A 14,284-nucleotide genomic window follows, 5' to 3' on the forward strand; every position below is an offset into this window, starting at 1 on the left:
CTTCCTGGCATGCATGGTCACAGCGCCCTTGCGGGTCATTGGCAATCGAACAGCCTGATTCAGCTTTTGCTGGCGTCGACGGGCACACGCCCGTAAATGTCAGTGAAACGCACGATGTCGTCTTCGCCCAGGTACTCACCGCTTTGCACCTCGATCATCACCAGATCAACCACCCCGGGGTTGACCAGGCGGTGGGTTTTACCCGGTTTGATAAAGGTGGATTCGTTGGTGTCGAGCAGAAATTCGTCGTCGCCATGGGTGACCCTGGCCATGCCGCTGACCACAATCCAGTGCTCACTGCGGTGGTGGTGCATTTGCAGGGACAAGGTGCCCTGCGGCTTGACCACAATGCGTTTGATTTTGAAGCGCCGGCCTTCTTCGAGCACGGTGTAAGTGCCCCACGGGCGAGTCACGGTGCGATGCAGGCGATAGGCGTCGTGGCCCTGACGCTTGAGCGTCTGGGCGATGTACTTCACGTCCTGGCTGCGTTTTGAGTCGGCGATCAACAGGGCGTCCGGGGTGTCGATGATAATCAGGTCGTTGAGGCCGACGCCGCCCACCAGGCGTTTGGGCGAATCGATGTAGCAGTTGTGCACATCGTGCAGCACGTTTTCGCCGTTGCACTGATTGCCATTGGCGTCGGCGGGGCTGAGTTCGCGCACCGCTTCCCACGAGCCGATGTCGCTCCAGCCCAGGCTGCATGGCACCACGGCGACTTTTTGCGAGCGCTCCATCAACGCGTAATCGATGGAAATATCCGGGGCGAGGGCAAAGGTGGTGCTGTCCAGTTCGAGGTGGACTTCCTGTTTGCCCTGGAATACTTGGCTGTGTTCCAGGCAGTGGCTGACCGCCGCCAGTACGTCGGGCGCGTGTTGCTTGAACTCACGCAACACGCTGTCGACGCGCATGCAAAACATGCCGCCGTTCCACAAGTGATGGCCGCCGTCCAGGTACTGTTGCGCGGTAGCTGCATCGGGCTTTTCAACGAAGCGGGCTACTTGATACGCGTCGCCGTTCAGCGCTTGGCCTTTCTCGATGTAGCCGAACCCGGTTTCGGCCTTGGTCGGTAAAATGCCGAACGTCACCAGCCAGCCTTCGTCGGCCAATTGCCGCGCGCTGTCGACCGCTTTGCCGAAGGCTTCGATGTCTTTGATCAGGTGGTCGGCAGGCAACACCAGCAGCTGTGCGTCTGCGCCATAGCGTTGGGCCACATGCAAGGCCGCCGCCGCAATGGCAGGCGCAGTGTTGCGGCCAAAGGGTTCGAGGATGAAGTCCAGCTCGACCGCGCCTTTGTTCATCTGGCGATAGTCATCCAGGGTGCGAAAAAACACCTCGCGGTTGGTGACGGTCAGTAACTGCCCCACACCGCGCAAACCGGTGGCGCGGCGAAAGGTCTTTTGCAGCAGGCTTTCACCGTCAGGCAAGCGCATAAACGGTTTGGGCATGGCTTCACGTGACACCGGCCACAGTCGCGTGCCGGCACCGCCGGCGATAATGCAGGGAATGAGTGTGCTCATTCAGAACGCCTCTTTAGTCATGATTACCGCCGGGACTGTGCGGAACAGGATGTACAGGTCAAACCACACCGACCAGTTTTCGATGTATTCGAGATCGAACTCGACACGTTTTTCGATCTTTTCCAGGGTGTCGGTTTCGCCCCGATAGCCATTGATTTGTGCCCAGCCGGTGATGCCGGGTTTTACCCGATGGCGTGAGGTGTATTCCTGCACGGCCTCTTCAAATAAAATGCCTGCCGCTTTGGTGGCCGTGGCATGCGGGCGCGGGCCGACCATCGACATGCTGCCGGCGAACACGTTGAACAGTTGCGGCAATTCATCAAGGCTGGTTTTGCGGATAAAACGCCCGACCCGTGTGACACGCGGATCGCCGCGCGTGGTTTGTTTGTCGGCGGTGAAGTCTGACTGGTTTTGGTACATCGAACGAAACTTGAACACCTCAATCAGGCGATTGTTATAGCCGTAGCGTTTCTGACGAAACAGGACGGGGCCGGGGGAGTCGATTTTTATCGCCAGCGCCACCAGCAGCATGATCGGTGACAGTAGGATCAGCGCGAGGGTCGACAGCACCATGTCCTCAATGCGTTTGAATACCGGCGACCAGCCCCGCAGCGGCACCTCGGAGGCGTTAAACATCGGCAGGTTGGCGACTTCGCTGATGCGGTTGTGCGCATGGCGAAAGGCAATCATGTCGGGCACCAGCAGCACGTTGACCGGGAATTTGCGCAGGTTGCGAATGATGTAGTCCAGCCGGTTTTCAGCCGACCAGGGCAGCGCGACCAGAATTTGCGTGACCTTTTCTTCGCGGATCATTTTTTCCAGATCCTGGGTGTTACCGAGCAAGGGCAGGTGGGCGACGGTGTCTGGCAGGCGGGCCACGCGGTCATCGACAAAGCCGATGACACCGGAACGAATGTCCTGATGCTGGGCCAGGTATTCGGCCAGGCGCACCCCGTTTTCGGTGGCGCCCAAAATCACCGCTTGCTGCAAAAAAATGCCACGGCTCATCAAGCGCTTGAACAGCGTCAGCAAAATCATGCGTTCAACGCCAAATAACACCAGGCTGCCCAAGTACCACACCACTAACTCACCGTTGGAGATGAAGTTGAACAAGTCCAGTGCGCGGTGCATGAACAGCAGCAGGCAAAACGCCGCAGACCAGGCGAACAGTGTGAGTTGCAGGCGCCAGCGGTTACTGAAAATGTTTTCGGCATAGACGCCCAGAGCTTGAAAGAACAGCACGCTGACCACACCGAAAAAAATCAGCACGGCGAAATAACTTTTGGTGGCTTCAGGGTGTTGGTCGCGCAAATAAAACAGCAGCAACAGGCCTGGCAAAATCGCAGTAACCCCATGTACCAGCCGAATGGCTAGCAAGAAGTACTCGACCATGCTCGGCCGGGTAAGGGACAAACTGTCAACGGGCTGCAAGCGCATAAGTATCCCTTCTTAATCGCCCCCGTGGCGGGGGACGGACCGCAAAGCAATGTCACTCATCCATGCTGCAAAAACGCTAATTTAGAGGCAGTCGGCGCAACGGCTAATTGTGTTTTTTATGGGGCTTTATTTGGCACTTTGTGTGTGGTCTGGAGTCTAGACACGTTTGTTTTTTTGGGGGAAAGATTGCTCAACCCCTTGTATTCAGGCTTATACCTATCGCCTGAAGGGCTTTTTTCGCGTCTAGACAGTAGTAAAGAACATGAAACAGTTTGTCGCGAATCGAAAAACGCGATCCTTTTTTTAAAACCGTGTTTCGGCCCGGCGGGCAGGGCAACGTGACGAATAAAAAAAACGCAGGCCGTTTTCATTTGGTTGTTGTCCAAAAGGCCAGACTCACATTTGAGGGACGATGAATGAGCGCAGGAAAGGCTTTTTTAATCTTGCATGGCAAGCAGGCACTCAACGAAGACGTGCGTGCCGCCGTTGAGCAGCAACGCGCCCAAGGCTGGGAGCTGGCGGTGCGGGTGACGTGGGAGGCCGGTGATGCCCAGCGTTTGGTGCGCGAGGCTCTGGAGGCGGGGTATACCCACCTGATCGCAGGCGGGGGCGATGGCACGTTGCGTGATATCGCTGAAGCAATGGTGCAGGCCCGGACTGAGGCCAGCCTGGTGTTGCTGCCCCTGGGGACGGCCAATGACTTCGCGCGGGCAGCGGGCGTTTCGTTGGAACCTGCGAAAGCGCTGGCCTTGCTCGACACATCGGCGCGCCCTATTGATTTGGGTGATGCCGGGGGCGAGCTGTTTTTGAACATGGCCACCGGTGGCTTTGGCAGCCAGGTCACGGCCAACACATCCGAGGACTTGAAAAAAGTCTTGGGTGGCGCGGCGTATCTGTTTACCGGGCTGTCGCGTTTCAGCGAGTTGCATGCTGCGCATGCCGAGCTGCAAGGTCCCGACTTCTACTGGAAGGGCGAACTGCTGGCGTTGGGCATTGGTAACGGACGCCAGGCAGGCGGAGGGCACGAACTGTGCCCTGACGCTGTAGCCGATGATGGCCTGCTGGACATCAGCATTTTGCCGGCCCCGCAGGAAGTCGTTGGCACGCTCAAAGGGCTGATGGAGGGGGGGTGGGGGATCGACAACCTGTTCGTGCGTGCGCGCATGCCCTGGGTTGAGATCACGTCGGCCGAGGGGCTGTCGATCAATCTGGACGGTGAGCCGATGACGGGGCACGCCCGGCGCTTTGCCGTGCGCAAGGGCGCGTTAAAGGTGCATTTGCCGCAAGGCTCGCCGCTGCTCAGTCATCCAGGCTGATGATTTGTTCGCGCACGGCAAACAGCACCAACCCTGCCACGTCGTGGATGTGCAGGCGCTTCATGACGTGCGCGCGGTGGGTCTCCACGGTTTTGATGCTCAGGCCCAAGCCACAGGCAATTTCGCGGGTGGATTTACCCCGCACGATGAGCCGCAGGATTTCCAGTTGGCGTTCGGTCAGGTTGTGGTTTTTGGCCTGAAGGGCGGCATGCCCCGACCCCCGGTTGAGCGCTTGATTGATCACGGTATGTGCAATGGCCGGGCTCAAGTAACGCTCGTTATGGCGCAGCGCACCCAGTGCTTGCTCCAGCTCCACGGCACTGGTGTCTTTGAGCAAGTAGCCGTGGGCACCACTTTCAAGGGTTTGCATGATCAATTGCGGGTCGGTGTGCATGGACAGTATCAGCACTTTGCTCAGGGGCAGGGTCGCCTTGAGTCGGCGCAGCGCTTCGAGGCCACCGGTATGACGCATCGACAGGTCGAGCAGAATGATGTCCGGGTGCAGCCGTTCTGCCACTTCCAGCAATTGCCCGCCGTCATCCAGCTCACCAATGACCGCGTAGCCCGGCAAGTCGTTGATCAGTGCTTTGACCCCGGCCCGAATCAACAGATGGTCATCCACCAACAGCAGGTTACAGGTCATCGGTTTTTGCTCAGGCTGGCGCGTTCGCGCGTGCGACGTGGCCACGGCAGCAGCACGTCGATTTGAGTGCCCGCCCCGGGCTCACTGATGACACGGATGCTGCCGCCCAGTTGTTCAACCCGCTCAAGCATCCCGGCCATGCCGCGTTGGCCTGCCTGGCTGGGGTTTCTGGCTGGCATGAAGCCTGCACCATCATCGTGTACCGTCAGCTTCATGCCATCGGCCTGGCGACGCAGTTGCACCACCAGATTGGTTGCCTTGGCATGGCGCAGCACGTTGGTGACGGACTCTTGGGTGACGCGAAACAGGGCGAATGCCATGTCTTCGTGCAGGTCGGTCAGGCGCTGGTGGCATTCAAAGGTCCAGTGCAGCGACGTGTTTTCCAGCGTTTTGATCAAGTGCGCACGCAAGCTGACTTCAATTCCCAAGCTTGCGATTTGCCGAGGGTTAAACGCGGCAGACACGTCGCGCACTTTGGTCAGGGTTTCTTCGAGCACATTGCACAGGCCCAGGCAATGGCCTTGCAAGTCTTCGGGCACGCGCCGTTGCAGCCAGCGGATTTGCAAGGTGGCGGCGGTCAGGAGCTGCCCGATGTCATCATGCAGTTCGCGGCTGAGGTGTTGACGTTCACTTTCCTGAACCTGAATCAGCCGCGCCGCCAGCTCTTTGGGTTGCAGTTTGATGGCGCTGCGTGAGTCGCGGTGCAACCACCAGACGCTGCCCAGGGCCGCCAGATCGAGCAGCATCAACGCGCTTGGCAATGTCGCGGAGGTCAGGTAGACGATGATGCTCGATGTGGCCGAGCACAGACAGAGCAGCGCTGTCAGCCGGCGAGCAGTTTTACCCGTGGGCAACCAGGGCTTGAATGACTTGAGGCTGGCGTGCATAGCGTGTGGAGCCAATGGTGTTCGCTGAAGGACCTGGCAGGGGAGTGCCAGGTTTAGAGTTACACGGTCGTAAATGGATAATTGAGGCGACACCTGAACCTGTTACTTCGCAGGTATCCGGCTCAATGGGCGGCGCGCATGGTATCACTTCATTTAAAGCAGGTCGCCTTTGCTGCCCGTTAAGTTCCCCGGTGTTTGTTCGCCTTAGTTAGCGACCTGCCGGTTGTTCTTACAGCGTTAATGCGTGGAAGAACATGTGTTTAGTTGCTAGGTATTACGCAATGCGCAAGTGTAGAGCGGCGTTGATGTCACTCTAAACGTCGCCTGCGGTCGAGGGTGGGCCGGGACAGCCAAGGTTTGGCGTGTCGCTGCACCGGTTGCGCATCAGCGGCATGTATTTACTCGTTTGCCACCGGCGGACAGGAGGGGTCAGCGATCTGCGCCGCAAACGTGGCAATCAGCATCACTTGCTCGGTATCGTCCAGCACCAATTGGCCTGTTTTGAGGTCAATCAGTTCGACTTGCCAGGCCAACAGACTGAAGCAGTCCCTGAGGGTCGCCACCGTCTTGTCGCGCAGCGTGCCCAGGCTATTGGCTTGTTTGAGGAGCGTCCGCAGGGCGCGGCAAAATCCGGCTACCGGGGTGATGGCCAGTGCCTTGGCGCGCCTTTCAAGTTTTGACAGCGTCCCCAGCATGCAATTGATCGCATCTTCATCGTCGTGGATCAGTTTTAAGTGACTCAGGCATTCTTCTGCCGTGGTCAACAACACTTGAGCTTCAATTAAAAAGTCTGCTAGCGCTAACGGCCGTGTTTTGCCATTGAACATGCATCGTCTCACTCTGCTAGAACGCCATTTAAGTGAATGTCCGTACTCATTCTGCCAACGCCACGAACAGGCGTGGTACAGAGGGGCAGCGTCAGGGTGACTTTAAGTTGAACTGATCACTTTGAGGGGTTGAAAAAAGACGCATTAAACGTTCAAAAATTCGCAATGCCTTAGTGCAAGTTGCCGCTCAGACAGCGCTGTTTCAAGAATGAAAAGTTCCCGCCGTGATTCATATAATGCGAAGGGGGTCACAATAATGGCAATTGGATAGCACGAATATCAGGTCAGGCCTGATTGCCCCTAGGGGAATCCCTTAGGGCATAACGACATGGGGAGGGGGTGAGCGGCGTTTGATCGAGAAGGCATGCGGATAATTACATGCCGTGATATTAAAGTGCCATCACTTTCGGTGGGTAGATTTCTTTTCGGGGTTAAGCTCCCTGTGATTCTGCCGATAACGCTAGACATTCAGCACCCACGCCCAGGAGTTATTCATGGCCGGCATCCTCGACTCGGTAGACCAGCGCACACAGTTGGTTGGCGAAAACCGACTGGAAATTCTCATGTTCCGCCTGGCGGGTCGCCAGTTGTTCGCGATCAACGTGTTCAAGGTGCAAGAAGTCCTGCAACTGCCAAAACTGACCCTGATGCCGCAGCGTCATCCGTTTGTCTGTGGTGTTGTCAATTTGCGCGGTCAAACCTTGCCCGTCATCGACTTGTCGCAAGCCATCGGCATGCGCCCGCTGGTGCCGGGGCCTGACAGCACCATTATCGTGACCGAATACAACCGTTCGGTGCAGGCGTTTCTGGTCGGCGGTGTAGACCGGATCGTCAACATGAACTGGGAAGCCATTTTGCCCCCGCCTACCAGTGCCGGGCGCCAGCATTACCTGACCGCTATCAGCAAGGTCGACGAGCAGTTGGTCGAGATTATTGACGTCGAAAAAGTGCTGGCCGAAATCGTGCCTTACAGCGCCAAAGTCTCCCGTGAAACGTTGGAGGACCCGATTCTTGAGCATGCGCGAGGCCGCGAAGTGCTGTTGGTCGATGACTCCAAAGTAGCGCTGTCGCAGTTGCGCGAAACGCTCTCGCAGTTGGGCGTCAAAATGCACGTCGCCAGCGATGGCCTCAAAGCGTTGAACATGCTCAAAGGCTGGGCGGATTCAGGGGAGGTCATGACTGACAAGCTGCTAATGATTTTCACCGATGCCGAAATGCCTGAGATGGACGGCTACCGCCTGACCACTGAGATCCGCAACGACCCGCGTTTGCGCGGCCTGTATGTGGTGTTGCACACCTCGCTGTCAGGCAGCTTCAACGAGTCGATGGTGAAAAAGGTCGGCTGCGATAACTTCCTGTCCAAATTCCAGCCGGACAAGTTAGTGGACGTGGTGCGTCAACGCTTGGTGCTGGATCAAGTGCCGGCCTGATTCTTTGCACGAGGGGTCGGCTCGTATACTGTGGCGTTTTACTCCGCAGGGGCTGATCCATGTTGCATCTACGTTCGATTTATCGTTTCCCGCTCAAGTCCGGCCAGGGTGAGAGCCTGATGCAAGTGGGGTTGGACGCGTTGGGTGTGGTGGGTGATCGACGCTGGATGCTGGTGGACGAAGCCACCGGGCGTTTTTTGACCCAGCGCGCCGATCCAAAAATGAGCCAGCTCTCTGCGCTCTGGAACGCGAGCGGCGGGCTGACGCTCAGCACTGCGGGGACTGCGGCGCTGGATGTCGAGGTGCCGGATGCCAACACGGATCTGCGCGGCGTGACCATTTGGCGCGACACCCTGCGTGTGCCGGATGCTGGCGATGCCGCGGCCCGCTGGCTGAGTGCTTTTATCGAGCGCCCGGTGCGCCTGGTGCATGTGCCGCTTGAGCGTGCGCGCACCACTGAAGCCGGTTATGGGCGCGACGATGACAAGGTAGCCTTTGCGGACGGCTATCCATTGCTGCTGATCGGTCAGGCTTCGCTGGACGATATTTCGACCCGGCTCGGCCGACCTCTGGACATGCTGCGTTTTCGTCCCAATCTGGTGGTCGAAGGCAGCGAAGCCTTTGCCGAAGACGGCTGGAAGCGCATTCGTATTGGCGATGTCGAATTTCGTCTGGTCAAGTCGTGTTCGCGTTGCATCCTCACCACCATCGATCCGCAAACCGGCGAGCGTGACGAGCAGCGCGAACCGTTGATGACCTTGATGAGCTACCGCAAACAGGAAGGCGGCACGATGTTCGGCCAGAACCTGGTGAACGACAGCAATGGGGTGCTGGAAGTGGGCATGCCGGTCACGGTGCTTGAATAACGCGGTGCCCACAGGCACCGCGATCACCGGGTGTGCGATCGCTGCGCAATTGGGCCTCGCTCCTGTGGGCTGTTTCGATCACTGATCATCAAAATAGCGCTCGTGCCAGTCCACCAGTGGCTGTGGCACGTTGAGCTTCTGGCCGTAGATCACCGAGTAAGACAGCACGTTTTGCACGTATTGGCGGGTTTCATCGAATGGAATGCTTTCAATCCACACGTCAAAGCCCAGGTGGTTTGCGCCGCGCAGCCATTGGCGAACGCGCCCCGGCCCTGCGTTGTATGCCGCTGAAGCCAATACGCGGTTACCGTTGAACTGGCCGTGTACCTGGCTCAGGTAAGCCGCGCCCAACTGGATATTTTTGTCCGGGTTTAGCACTTGTTGCGGTGAGGCCAGCGGGATGCTGAATTTTTTGGCGGTCTCTTTGGCGGTGGCGGGCATTAATTGCATCAGGCCACTGGCGCCCACGCCTGAGCGGGCATCATCCATGAAGGCGCTTTCCTGGCGAGTGATGGCGAACACCCAACTGGAGTGCAAGCCACGCACCTTGGCTTCGCGCACCAGCGTGTCGCGGTGGGCCATCGGGAAGCGGATGTCCAGATCGTCCCAATACTTGGCCTGGCTGATGGTGCGAATCGCCGGAAAATACCACTTCAGGTCATAGGCCAACTTGGCTTGGGCCACCATTTCGTCACGGTTGAAGTGGCGGCTGACGTGATACCACTCACGTCGGCCATCCACGATTTGGCCGCGGTCATGGAACTCCAGCGCGCGCTGTACGCCCGGGGTATTGCGCACTTTGTTGATCAGTTGCGGGCTGAGTACCAGCGGTTTGTTATTGAGCTGGTAGGGGGTCTGTGCCCGATCTGCAGCCAGAAAACCGTAGAAATCACGCTCGCGGGCCACGCTCTTGAACAGCACCTGCGCTTGCGGGTTTTTTGGTTCGGCCAGTTCCAGGCTGCGGGCCTGCCAGTAGCGCCAGCGATTGCTGGTGGCCAGGTCTTCGGGGAGTTTGCGGGTCAACTGGTAGGCATCTTCCCAGCGTGCCAACCGCAACAGCAGACGCAGGCGCCATTCGGTGACGGTGTTGTCACGCAGCTCGGGGTCGTATTGGGTCATGATGTCCAGGCCACGGCTGTCGTAGCGGCGGGCGAACGTCAGGCCAATTTCGCGCGCGATGGCGACTTTTTCGTCCCGCGAGAAATGCATGTTGGTGGCGTAGGTGTCGAGCAGTGCCGCGGCCTTTTCCGGGTCTTGGCGTGCCAGGCGGCGCAGTCCCAGACCGACAGCGTCAGACATGGCTTCACTGGCTGGCGTAAAGCGCGAAGGCTGGCTCAGGAGGTCGGGCTTTTGCGCCACTTCAATCATCAGTCGGGCTTGCGGGCCCAAGGTGTTGAGGCCATTGGCCAGCGTGTTGGCCAGCCCGTAATTGCGCGCCTCGGCCGCCAGTTTTACGCGCTGCCAGCGTTTTTGCTCGGTCAATTGGCCTTCGGCCGCCCATTGGCTGAACAACGCGTCGCATGCCGCCGGTTGGGCTTTGCCCACCAGCCACAGTTTTTCGGCGCTGGCATAGCCTTCTGCTTTTTGGTTATGGGCGAGCTGGTACTGGCCGTTGAGGCAGTCGAGTTCGGTGAAGTTGAGCTTGGAGTCGTAATACTTGGCAAACGTCGCCCAGTCACCGCGCTCGGCCAGCCAGCGCAGCCAACGCAGTTTCATCCAGTTGGCTTGAGGCAGATCGCCGTGTTGGGCCAGGAACTGTTCGATTTCGACATTGCTGGCGCCTTTAAGGCGGGCCGTCAGCTCGTCATAGGCCAGATAAGGCGTCAGCGGGTAGCTGCGCAGGGCGTCGGCATTGCGAAAGTAGGGGCCGGAGTCGCCTTTGGCCAAGGCGCGCTTGGCCTCGTCGTACAGTTGGCGTTGTTGGGTCAAGTCTGCGGCCTGTGCGGCCTGTGCGGCTTGCACGGCGCAGCTGGTGAGAAGCAGGCAGGATAAAAAGTTGAAGAGACGACTGCGCATGTGGCTTCCGTACAGATAAAAAACGTGGCAAGTGCAGGGGGCGCCCGGCACTGATAGCGTCGTAGCTTAGCCTTTTGCCAGTCGCGCGTGAAAGCCTTGCCGGTCAATCGGCGAAACTTGCTACTAAATGGAGGCAAGCGGGGCCTGAACAATAAATAGCCGGCCGCCTTAGGGCGCAAATCAGGTAGAATGCGCGCCCAGTTTTTGGAGAAACTCATGACCCTGCTCAAATTCAGCGATGTGTCCCTTGCTTTCGGCTCTACGCCGTTGTTGGACAAGGTGTCCTGGCAGATCGCCCGTGGAGAGCGGGTGTGCATCATCGGCCGCAACGGCACCGGCAAGTCCAGCATGATGAAGCTGGTAAAAGGTGATCAAAAGCCCGACGACGGCTCTGTTTGGCGCGCACCCGGCCTCAAGATTGGCGAATTGCCGCAAGAGTTGCCGGTAGCCGACGGGCGGACTGTGTTCGACGTGGTCGCCGAAGGTCTGGACGGTGTGGGTGAGCTGCTTGCTCAGTACCATCACCTGAGCCAGAACATCGTGACCGATGCCGACCTGGACAAGCTGATGCACGTCCAGCAAGACCTCGAAGCCCGTGACGGCTGGCGCTTGCAGCAATTGGTAGACAGCACCCTGAGCCGTCTGCAATTGCCTGCTGACAAGACCCTCGCTGAGTTGTCCGGCGGCTGGCGTCGTCGTGTTCTGTTGGCGCAAGCACTGGTGTCCGAACCGGATCTGCTGCTGCTCGACGAACCGACCAACCACTTGGACATCGGCGCAATCGCCTGGCTGGAAGAGGCCCTCAAGGACTTCCAGGGCGCAGTTCTGTTTATTACCCACGACCGTTCATTCCTGCAAAATCTGGCCACCCGGATTCTGGAGCTGGACCGTGGCGGCCTGATCGACTGGAACGGCGACTACGCCAGCTTCCTGGTCCACAAAGAAGCCACTCTGGCGGCTGAAGAAACGGCCAACGCGCTGTTCGACAAGCGTCTGGCGCAAGAAGAAGTATGGATTCGCCAAGGCATCAAGGCGCGCCGTACCCGTAACGAAGGCCGTGTTCGCGCCCTCAAGGCGCTGCGTGTTGAACGCAGCGAGCGTCGTGAACGCACCGGTAAGGCCAACATTCTGCTGGATACGGCTGACAAGTCCGGCAAGCAAGTGATGGTCCTCGAAAACGTCAGCTTCGCGCACCCGGACGGTCCGTTCCTGATCAAGGACTTCTCGATGGTGTTGCAGCGCGGCGACCGCATCGGTCTGCTGGGCGCCAACGGTACGGGCAAAACCACACTGCTGAAGCTGATGCTCAGCGGTTTGCAGCCTACCAGCGGCAAGATTGAGGAAGGCACGCGCATTGACGTGGCCTACTTCGACCAGTTGCGTCACCAGTTGGACCTGGAAAAAACCGTCATCGACAACGTGGCTGAAGGCCGCGATTTTATCGACATTGACGGTCAAAGCCGCCACGTCCTCAGCTACTTGGGTGACTTCCTGTTCAGCCCGCAGCGTGCCCGCACGCCGGTCAAGGCGCTGTCGGGTGGTGAGCGTGCACGTCTGTTGCTGGCCAAACTGTTCAGCAAACCGGCGAACTTGCTGGTACTCGATGAGCCAACCAACGACCTTGACGTCGAAACGCTTGAGCTGCTGGAAGAGGTGCTGTTGACCTTCCAGGGCACTGTGTTGATGGTCAGTCACGACCGGGCATTCCTCGACAACGTGGTCACCAGCACCTTGGTCTTTGAAGGTGAAGGCAAGGTTCGCGAATACGTGGGCGGTTACCAGGACTGGCTGCGTCAAGGCGGCTCGCCGCGTCTGTTGGGCGTGACCGAGAGCAAGTCGGGCAAAGCGGATTTGAACTCGGCGGTGGTCACTCCGGCTGCGGCGCCAGCAGCGGCGGCACCTGCACCGGCGAAAAAGAAGCTGAGCTACAAGTTGCAGCGCGAGCTGGAAGCGTTGCCAGGCCAAATCGATGCTAAAGAGCAGGCCATTGCTGGCGTGGAGGCAGAAATGGCTGACGCGGCGTTTTATCAGCGTCCAGCGGCTGAAACGGCGCAAGTGATTGCCAAGCTTGAAGCCTTGCAGGCTGAACTTGAGCAGTTGGTTGAGCGTTGGGCTGAGCTGGATGCCTGATTGAGCGGTTGCTGAACTGAAAAAGCCCGGCCTTTCTCTTCGAGGGGCCGGGCTTTTTTGTGGTTGGGCGCTGCCTTAATTCGTTTGTTTCAGGGTCACGGCCAAGACATCGCAGGGCGCATCATGCAACACGTCGTTAGCGGTGGAACCCAGTAGCAGCGCCAAACCGTGGCGGCCGTGGCTACCGACCACGATCAAATCGCAGCCGTGTTCTTTGGCAAAGCCGTGGATTTCATGGCGCGGCTGGCCATATTTTAGCTTGCAGTTGTCTTTGGACAGTTGCGGGTACATGTCGATCAGGCGTTCCAGACGCTGATTGGCTTGCTCAAACTGCTGTTGCTGCAACTGGGACAGGTCCATTGGCACATCGCCGCCGAAGGCCATGGCCATGGGTTCAACGATATGAATCAGTGACAGCTTGGCGCCATTGGCCGCCGCACTGGCGCTGGCCCGATAGATCACCGGGTCGCATTCGTCAGTCAGGTCGACAGCAACCAGAATATGCGAGTAGGGCTTGGGTGGTGTGGGCATGTGGGGCGCTCCTGTAAAGGGTCATTGAGAGTGAGTATGGCTCTTTTGCACAGCCTGGGTTCACGTCAGGGTTAACGCGTTAATTGAAGCTAATGAGAGTACACATATGACGGTATGGATAGTGGTGTCAATTCTGGCACTGGTTTTGAGCCCGCTGGCGTGGCTGCGACCCTCGCGCCGCCAGAGTGGGCGCATGGCCTTGCGCATGGAGGCCCGACGCATGGGGCTTGCCATGCAACTGACCCCTCAGGAATGGCCGCACTGGCTTGAACCTGAACCGCCGGGTTCATGCGCACAATTTCATCGTCCGCGTCGCAGCACTAAGCCTGATGTGTGGTGCTATTGGCAATCTGCGCCGCGAATGTGGGTCAATCAATGGCGTGAAGAATGCGTCGATGAGCGCCTGCTGGCGCAATTTCGAAAGCTGCCTGCGAACGTCTACAAGGTCGAGGCCAGCACCCAAATGATCGCGTTGTATTGGGGTGAGAAGGGTGAGCCTGAGGTGTTGGTCGCCATAGACGAAACACTTAAAGCATTGGCGTAGCCGTTGCCGTGGGCGCCGTTCGATTACTCGGCGCCCGTAAACCGAATGACGGTGGGGCAGCCTCAAACATGGGCTTGAAGGGGGGTGCGACGGCCTCGCCGCCGGACACCGGCGTGCATGATGCGTTAAAGGCTACAGTT

Annotated in this window: 12 protein-coding genes; 5 read left to right on the top strand and 7 right to left on the bottom strand. The window is 58.5% G+C overall.

What is annotated here, in order from left to right:
* Positions 1-59: 59 nt before the first annotated feature.
* The gene (locus TU86_RS15150; RefSeq protein ID WP_048365144.1) at positions 60-1,517 is read right to left on the bottom strand and encodes a mannose-1-phosphate guanylyltransferase/mannose-6-phosphate isomerase; all 1,458 of its coding nucleotides are present in this window, start codon (positions 1,515-1,517) and stop codon (positions 60-62) included.
* Complete coding sequence (locus tag TU86_RS15155; protein WP_048365145.1) at positions 1,518-2,954, bottom strand: undecaprenyl-phosphate glucose phosphotransferase; 1,437 nt, start codon at positions 2,952-2,954, stop codon at positions 1,518-1,520.
* A gap of 416 nt (positions 2,955-3,370) precedes the next feature.
* On the opposite strand from TU86_RS15155, the gene yegS reads away from it, so the two are divergent.
* Positions 3,371-4,270, top strand: a complete 900-nt coding sequence (gene yegS / locus TU86_RS15160; RefSeq protein ID WP_048365146.1) for a lipid kinase YegS — start codon at positions 3,371-3,373, stop codon at positions 4,268-4,270.
* Here yegS and TU86_RS15165 read toward each other — a convergent pair.
* The 3 genes from TU86_RS15165 to TU86_RS15175 all read right to left on the bottom strand — a co-directional run bounded on the left by TU86_RS15165 (position 4,254) and on the right by TU86_RS15175 (position 6,627).
* The gene (locus TU86_RS15165; RefSeq protein ID WP_048365147.1) at positions 4,254-4,913 is read right to left on the bottom strand and encodes a response regulator; all 660 of its coding nucleotides are present in this window, start codon (positions 4,911-4,913) and stop codon (positions 4,254-4,256) included. The two genes, yegS and TU86_RS15165, sit on opposite strands and share 17 nt — an antisense overlap.
* Positions 4,910-5,800, bottom strand: coding sequence for a sensor histidine kinase (locus TU86_RS15170; protein ID WP_048365148.1), 891 nt, complete (start codon positions 5,798-5,800; stop codon positions 4,910-4,912). The genes TU86_RS15165 and TU86_RS15170 overlap by 4 nt, the downstream gene beginning before the upstream one ends.
* 398 nt (positions 5,801-6,198) lie before the next feature.
* Positions 6,199-6,627, bottom strand: a complete 429-nt coding sequence (locus TU86_RS15175; protein ID WP_048365149.1) for a hypothetical protein — start codon at positions 6,625-6,627, stop codon at positions 6,199-6,201.
* 494 nt (positions 6,628-7,121) lie between these two features.
* On the opposite strand from TU86_RS15175, the gene TU86_RS15180 reads away from it, so the two are divergent.
* Both TU86_RS15180 and TU86_RS15185 read left to right on the top strand, forming a co-directional pair.
* Complete coding sequence (locus TU86_RS15180; protein ID WP_048365150.1) at positions 7,122-8,057, top strand: chemotaxis protein CheV; 936 nt, start codon at positions 7,122-7,124, stop codon at positions 8,055-8,057.
* Between the two features lie 59 nt (positions 8,058-8,116).
* Positions 8,117-8,923 (top strand): MOSC domain-containing protein, encoded by an 807-nt coding sequence (locus TU86_RS15185; protein WP_048365151.1) that lies wholly within the window; start codon positions 8,117-8,119, stop codon positions 8,921-8,923.
* Between the two features lie 78 nt (positions 8,924-9,001).
* Here TU86_RS15185 and TU86_RS15190 read toward each other — a convergent pair whose 3' ends face one another.
* Positions 9,002-10,939, bottom strand: coding sequence for a transglycosylase SLT domain-containing protein (locus TU86_RS15190; protein ID WP_048365152.1), 1,938 nt, complete (start codon positions 10,937-10,939; stop codon positions 9,002-9,004).
* 216 nt (positions 10,940-11,155) lie between these two features.
* Between TU86_RS15190 and TU86_RS15195 the strand changes: the two genes are divergently transcribed.
* On the top strand, positions 11,156-13,069 hold the full coding sequence (locus tag TU86_RS15195) for an ATP-binding cassette domain-containing protein (RefSeq protein ID WP_048365153.1): 1,914 nt from the start codon (positions 11,156-11,158) through the stop codon (positions 13,067-13,069).
* Positions 13,070-13,144: 75 nt separating this feature from the next.
* Here the strand turns inward: TU86_RS15195 and TU86_RS15200 are convergent, their stop codons facing one another.
* A complete protein-coding gene (locus tag TU86_RS15200) occupies positions 13,145-13,600 on the bottom strand; it encodes a universal stress protein (RefSeq protein ID WP_048365154.1) in 456 nt (151 codons plus the stop codon).
* 106 nt (positions 13,601-13,706) lie between these two features.
* Between TU86_RS15200 and TU86_RS15205 the strand changes: the two genes are divergently transcribed.
* On the top strand, positions 13,707-14,144 hold the full coding sequence (locus TU86_RS15205; protein ID WP_048365155.1) for a hypothetical protein: 438 nt from the start codon (positions 13,707-13,709) through the stop codon (positions 14,142-14,144).
* Positions 14,145-14,284 lie beyond the last annotated feature (140 nt).

It is taken from the genome of Pseudomonas weihenstephanensis (assembly GCF_001043055.1).
Taxonomy (GTDB): domain Bacteria; phylum Pseudomonadota; class Gammaproteobacteria; order Pseudomonadales; family Pseudomonadaceae; genus Aquipseudomonas; species Aquipseudomonas weihenstephanensis.

Bases quoted from the DNA above. Each gene is read 5' to 3' on its own strand.
- TU86_RS15150 (WP_048365144.1), bottom strand. From the start codon at position 1,517: ATGAGCACACTCATTCCCTGCATTATCGCCGGCGGTGCCGGCACGCGA.
- TU86_RS15155 (WP_048365145.1), bottom strand. From the start codon at position 2,954: ATGCGCTTGCAGCCCGTTGACAGTTTGTCCCTTACCCGGCCGAGCATG.
- yegS (WP_048365146.1), top strand. From the start codon at position 3,371: ATGAGCGCAGGAAAGGCTTTTTTAATCTTGCATGGCAAGCAGGCACTC.
- TU86_RS15165 (WP_048365147.1), bottom strand. From the start codon at position 4,913: ATGACCTGTAACCTGCTGTTGGTGGATGACCATCTGTTGATTCGGGCC.
- TU86_RS15170 (WP_048365148.1), bottom strand. From the start codon at position 5,800: ATGCACGCCAGCCTCAAGTCATTCAAGCCCTGGTTGCCCACGGGTAAA.
- TU86_RS15175 (WP_048365149.1), bottom strand. From the start codon at position 6,627: ATGTTCAATGGCAAAACACGGCCGTTAGCGCTAGCAGACTTTTTAATT.
- TU86_RS15180 (WP_048365150.1), top strand. From the start codon at position 7,122: ATGGCCGGCATCCTCGACTCGGTAGACCAGCGCACACAGTTGGTTGGC.
- TU86_RS15185 (WP_048365151.1), top strand. From the start codon at position 8,117: ATGTTGCATCTACGTTCGATTTATCGTTTCCCGCTCAAGTCCGGCCAG.
- TU86_RS15190 (WP_048365152.1), bottom strand. From the start codon at position 10,939: ATGCGCAGTCGTCTCTTCAACTTTTTATCCTGCCTGCTTCTCACCAGC.
- TU86_RS15195 (WP_048365153.1), top strand. From the start codon at position 11,156: ATGACCCTGCTCAAATTCAGCGATGTGTCCCTTGCTTTCGGCTCTACG.
- TU86_RS15200 (WP_048365154.1), bottom strand. From the start codon at position 13,600: ATGCCCACACCACCCAAGCCCTACTCGCATATTCTGGTTGCTGTCGAC.
- TU86_RS15205 (WP_048365155.1), top strand. From the start codon at position 13,707: ATGACGGTATGGATAGTGGTGTCAATTCTGGCACTGGTTTTGAGCCCG.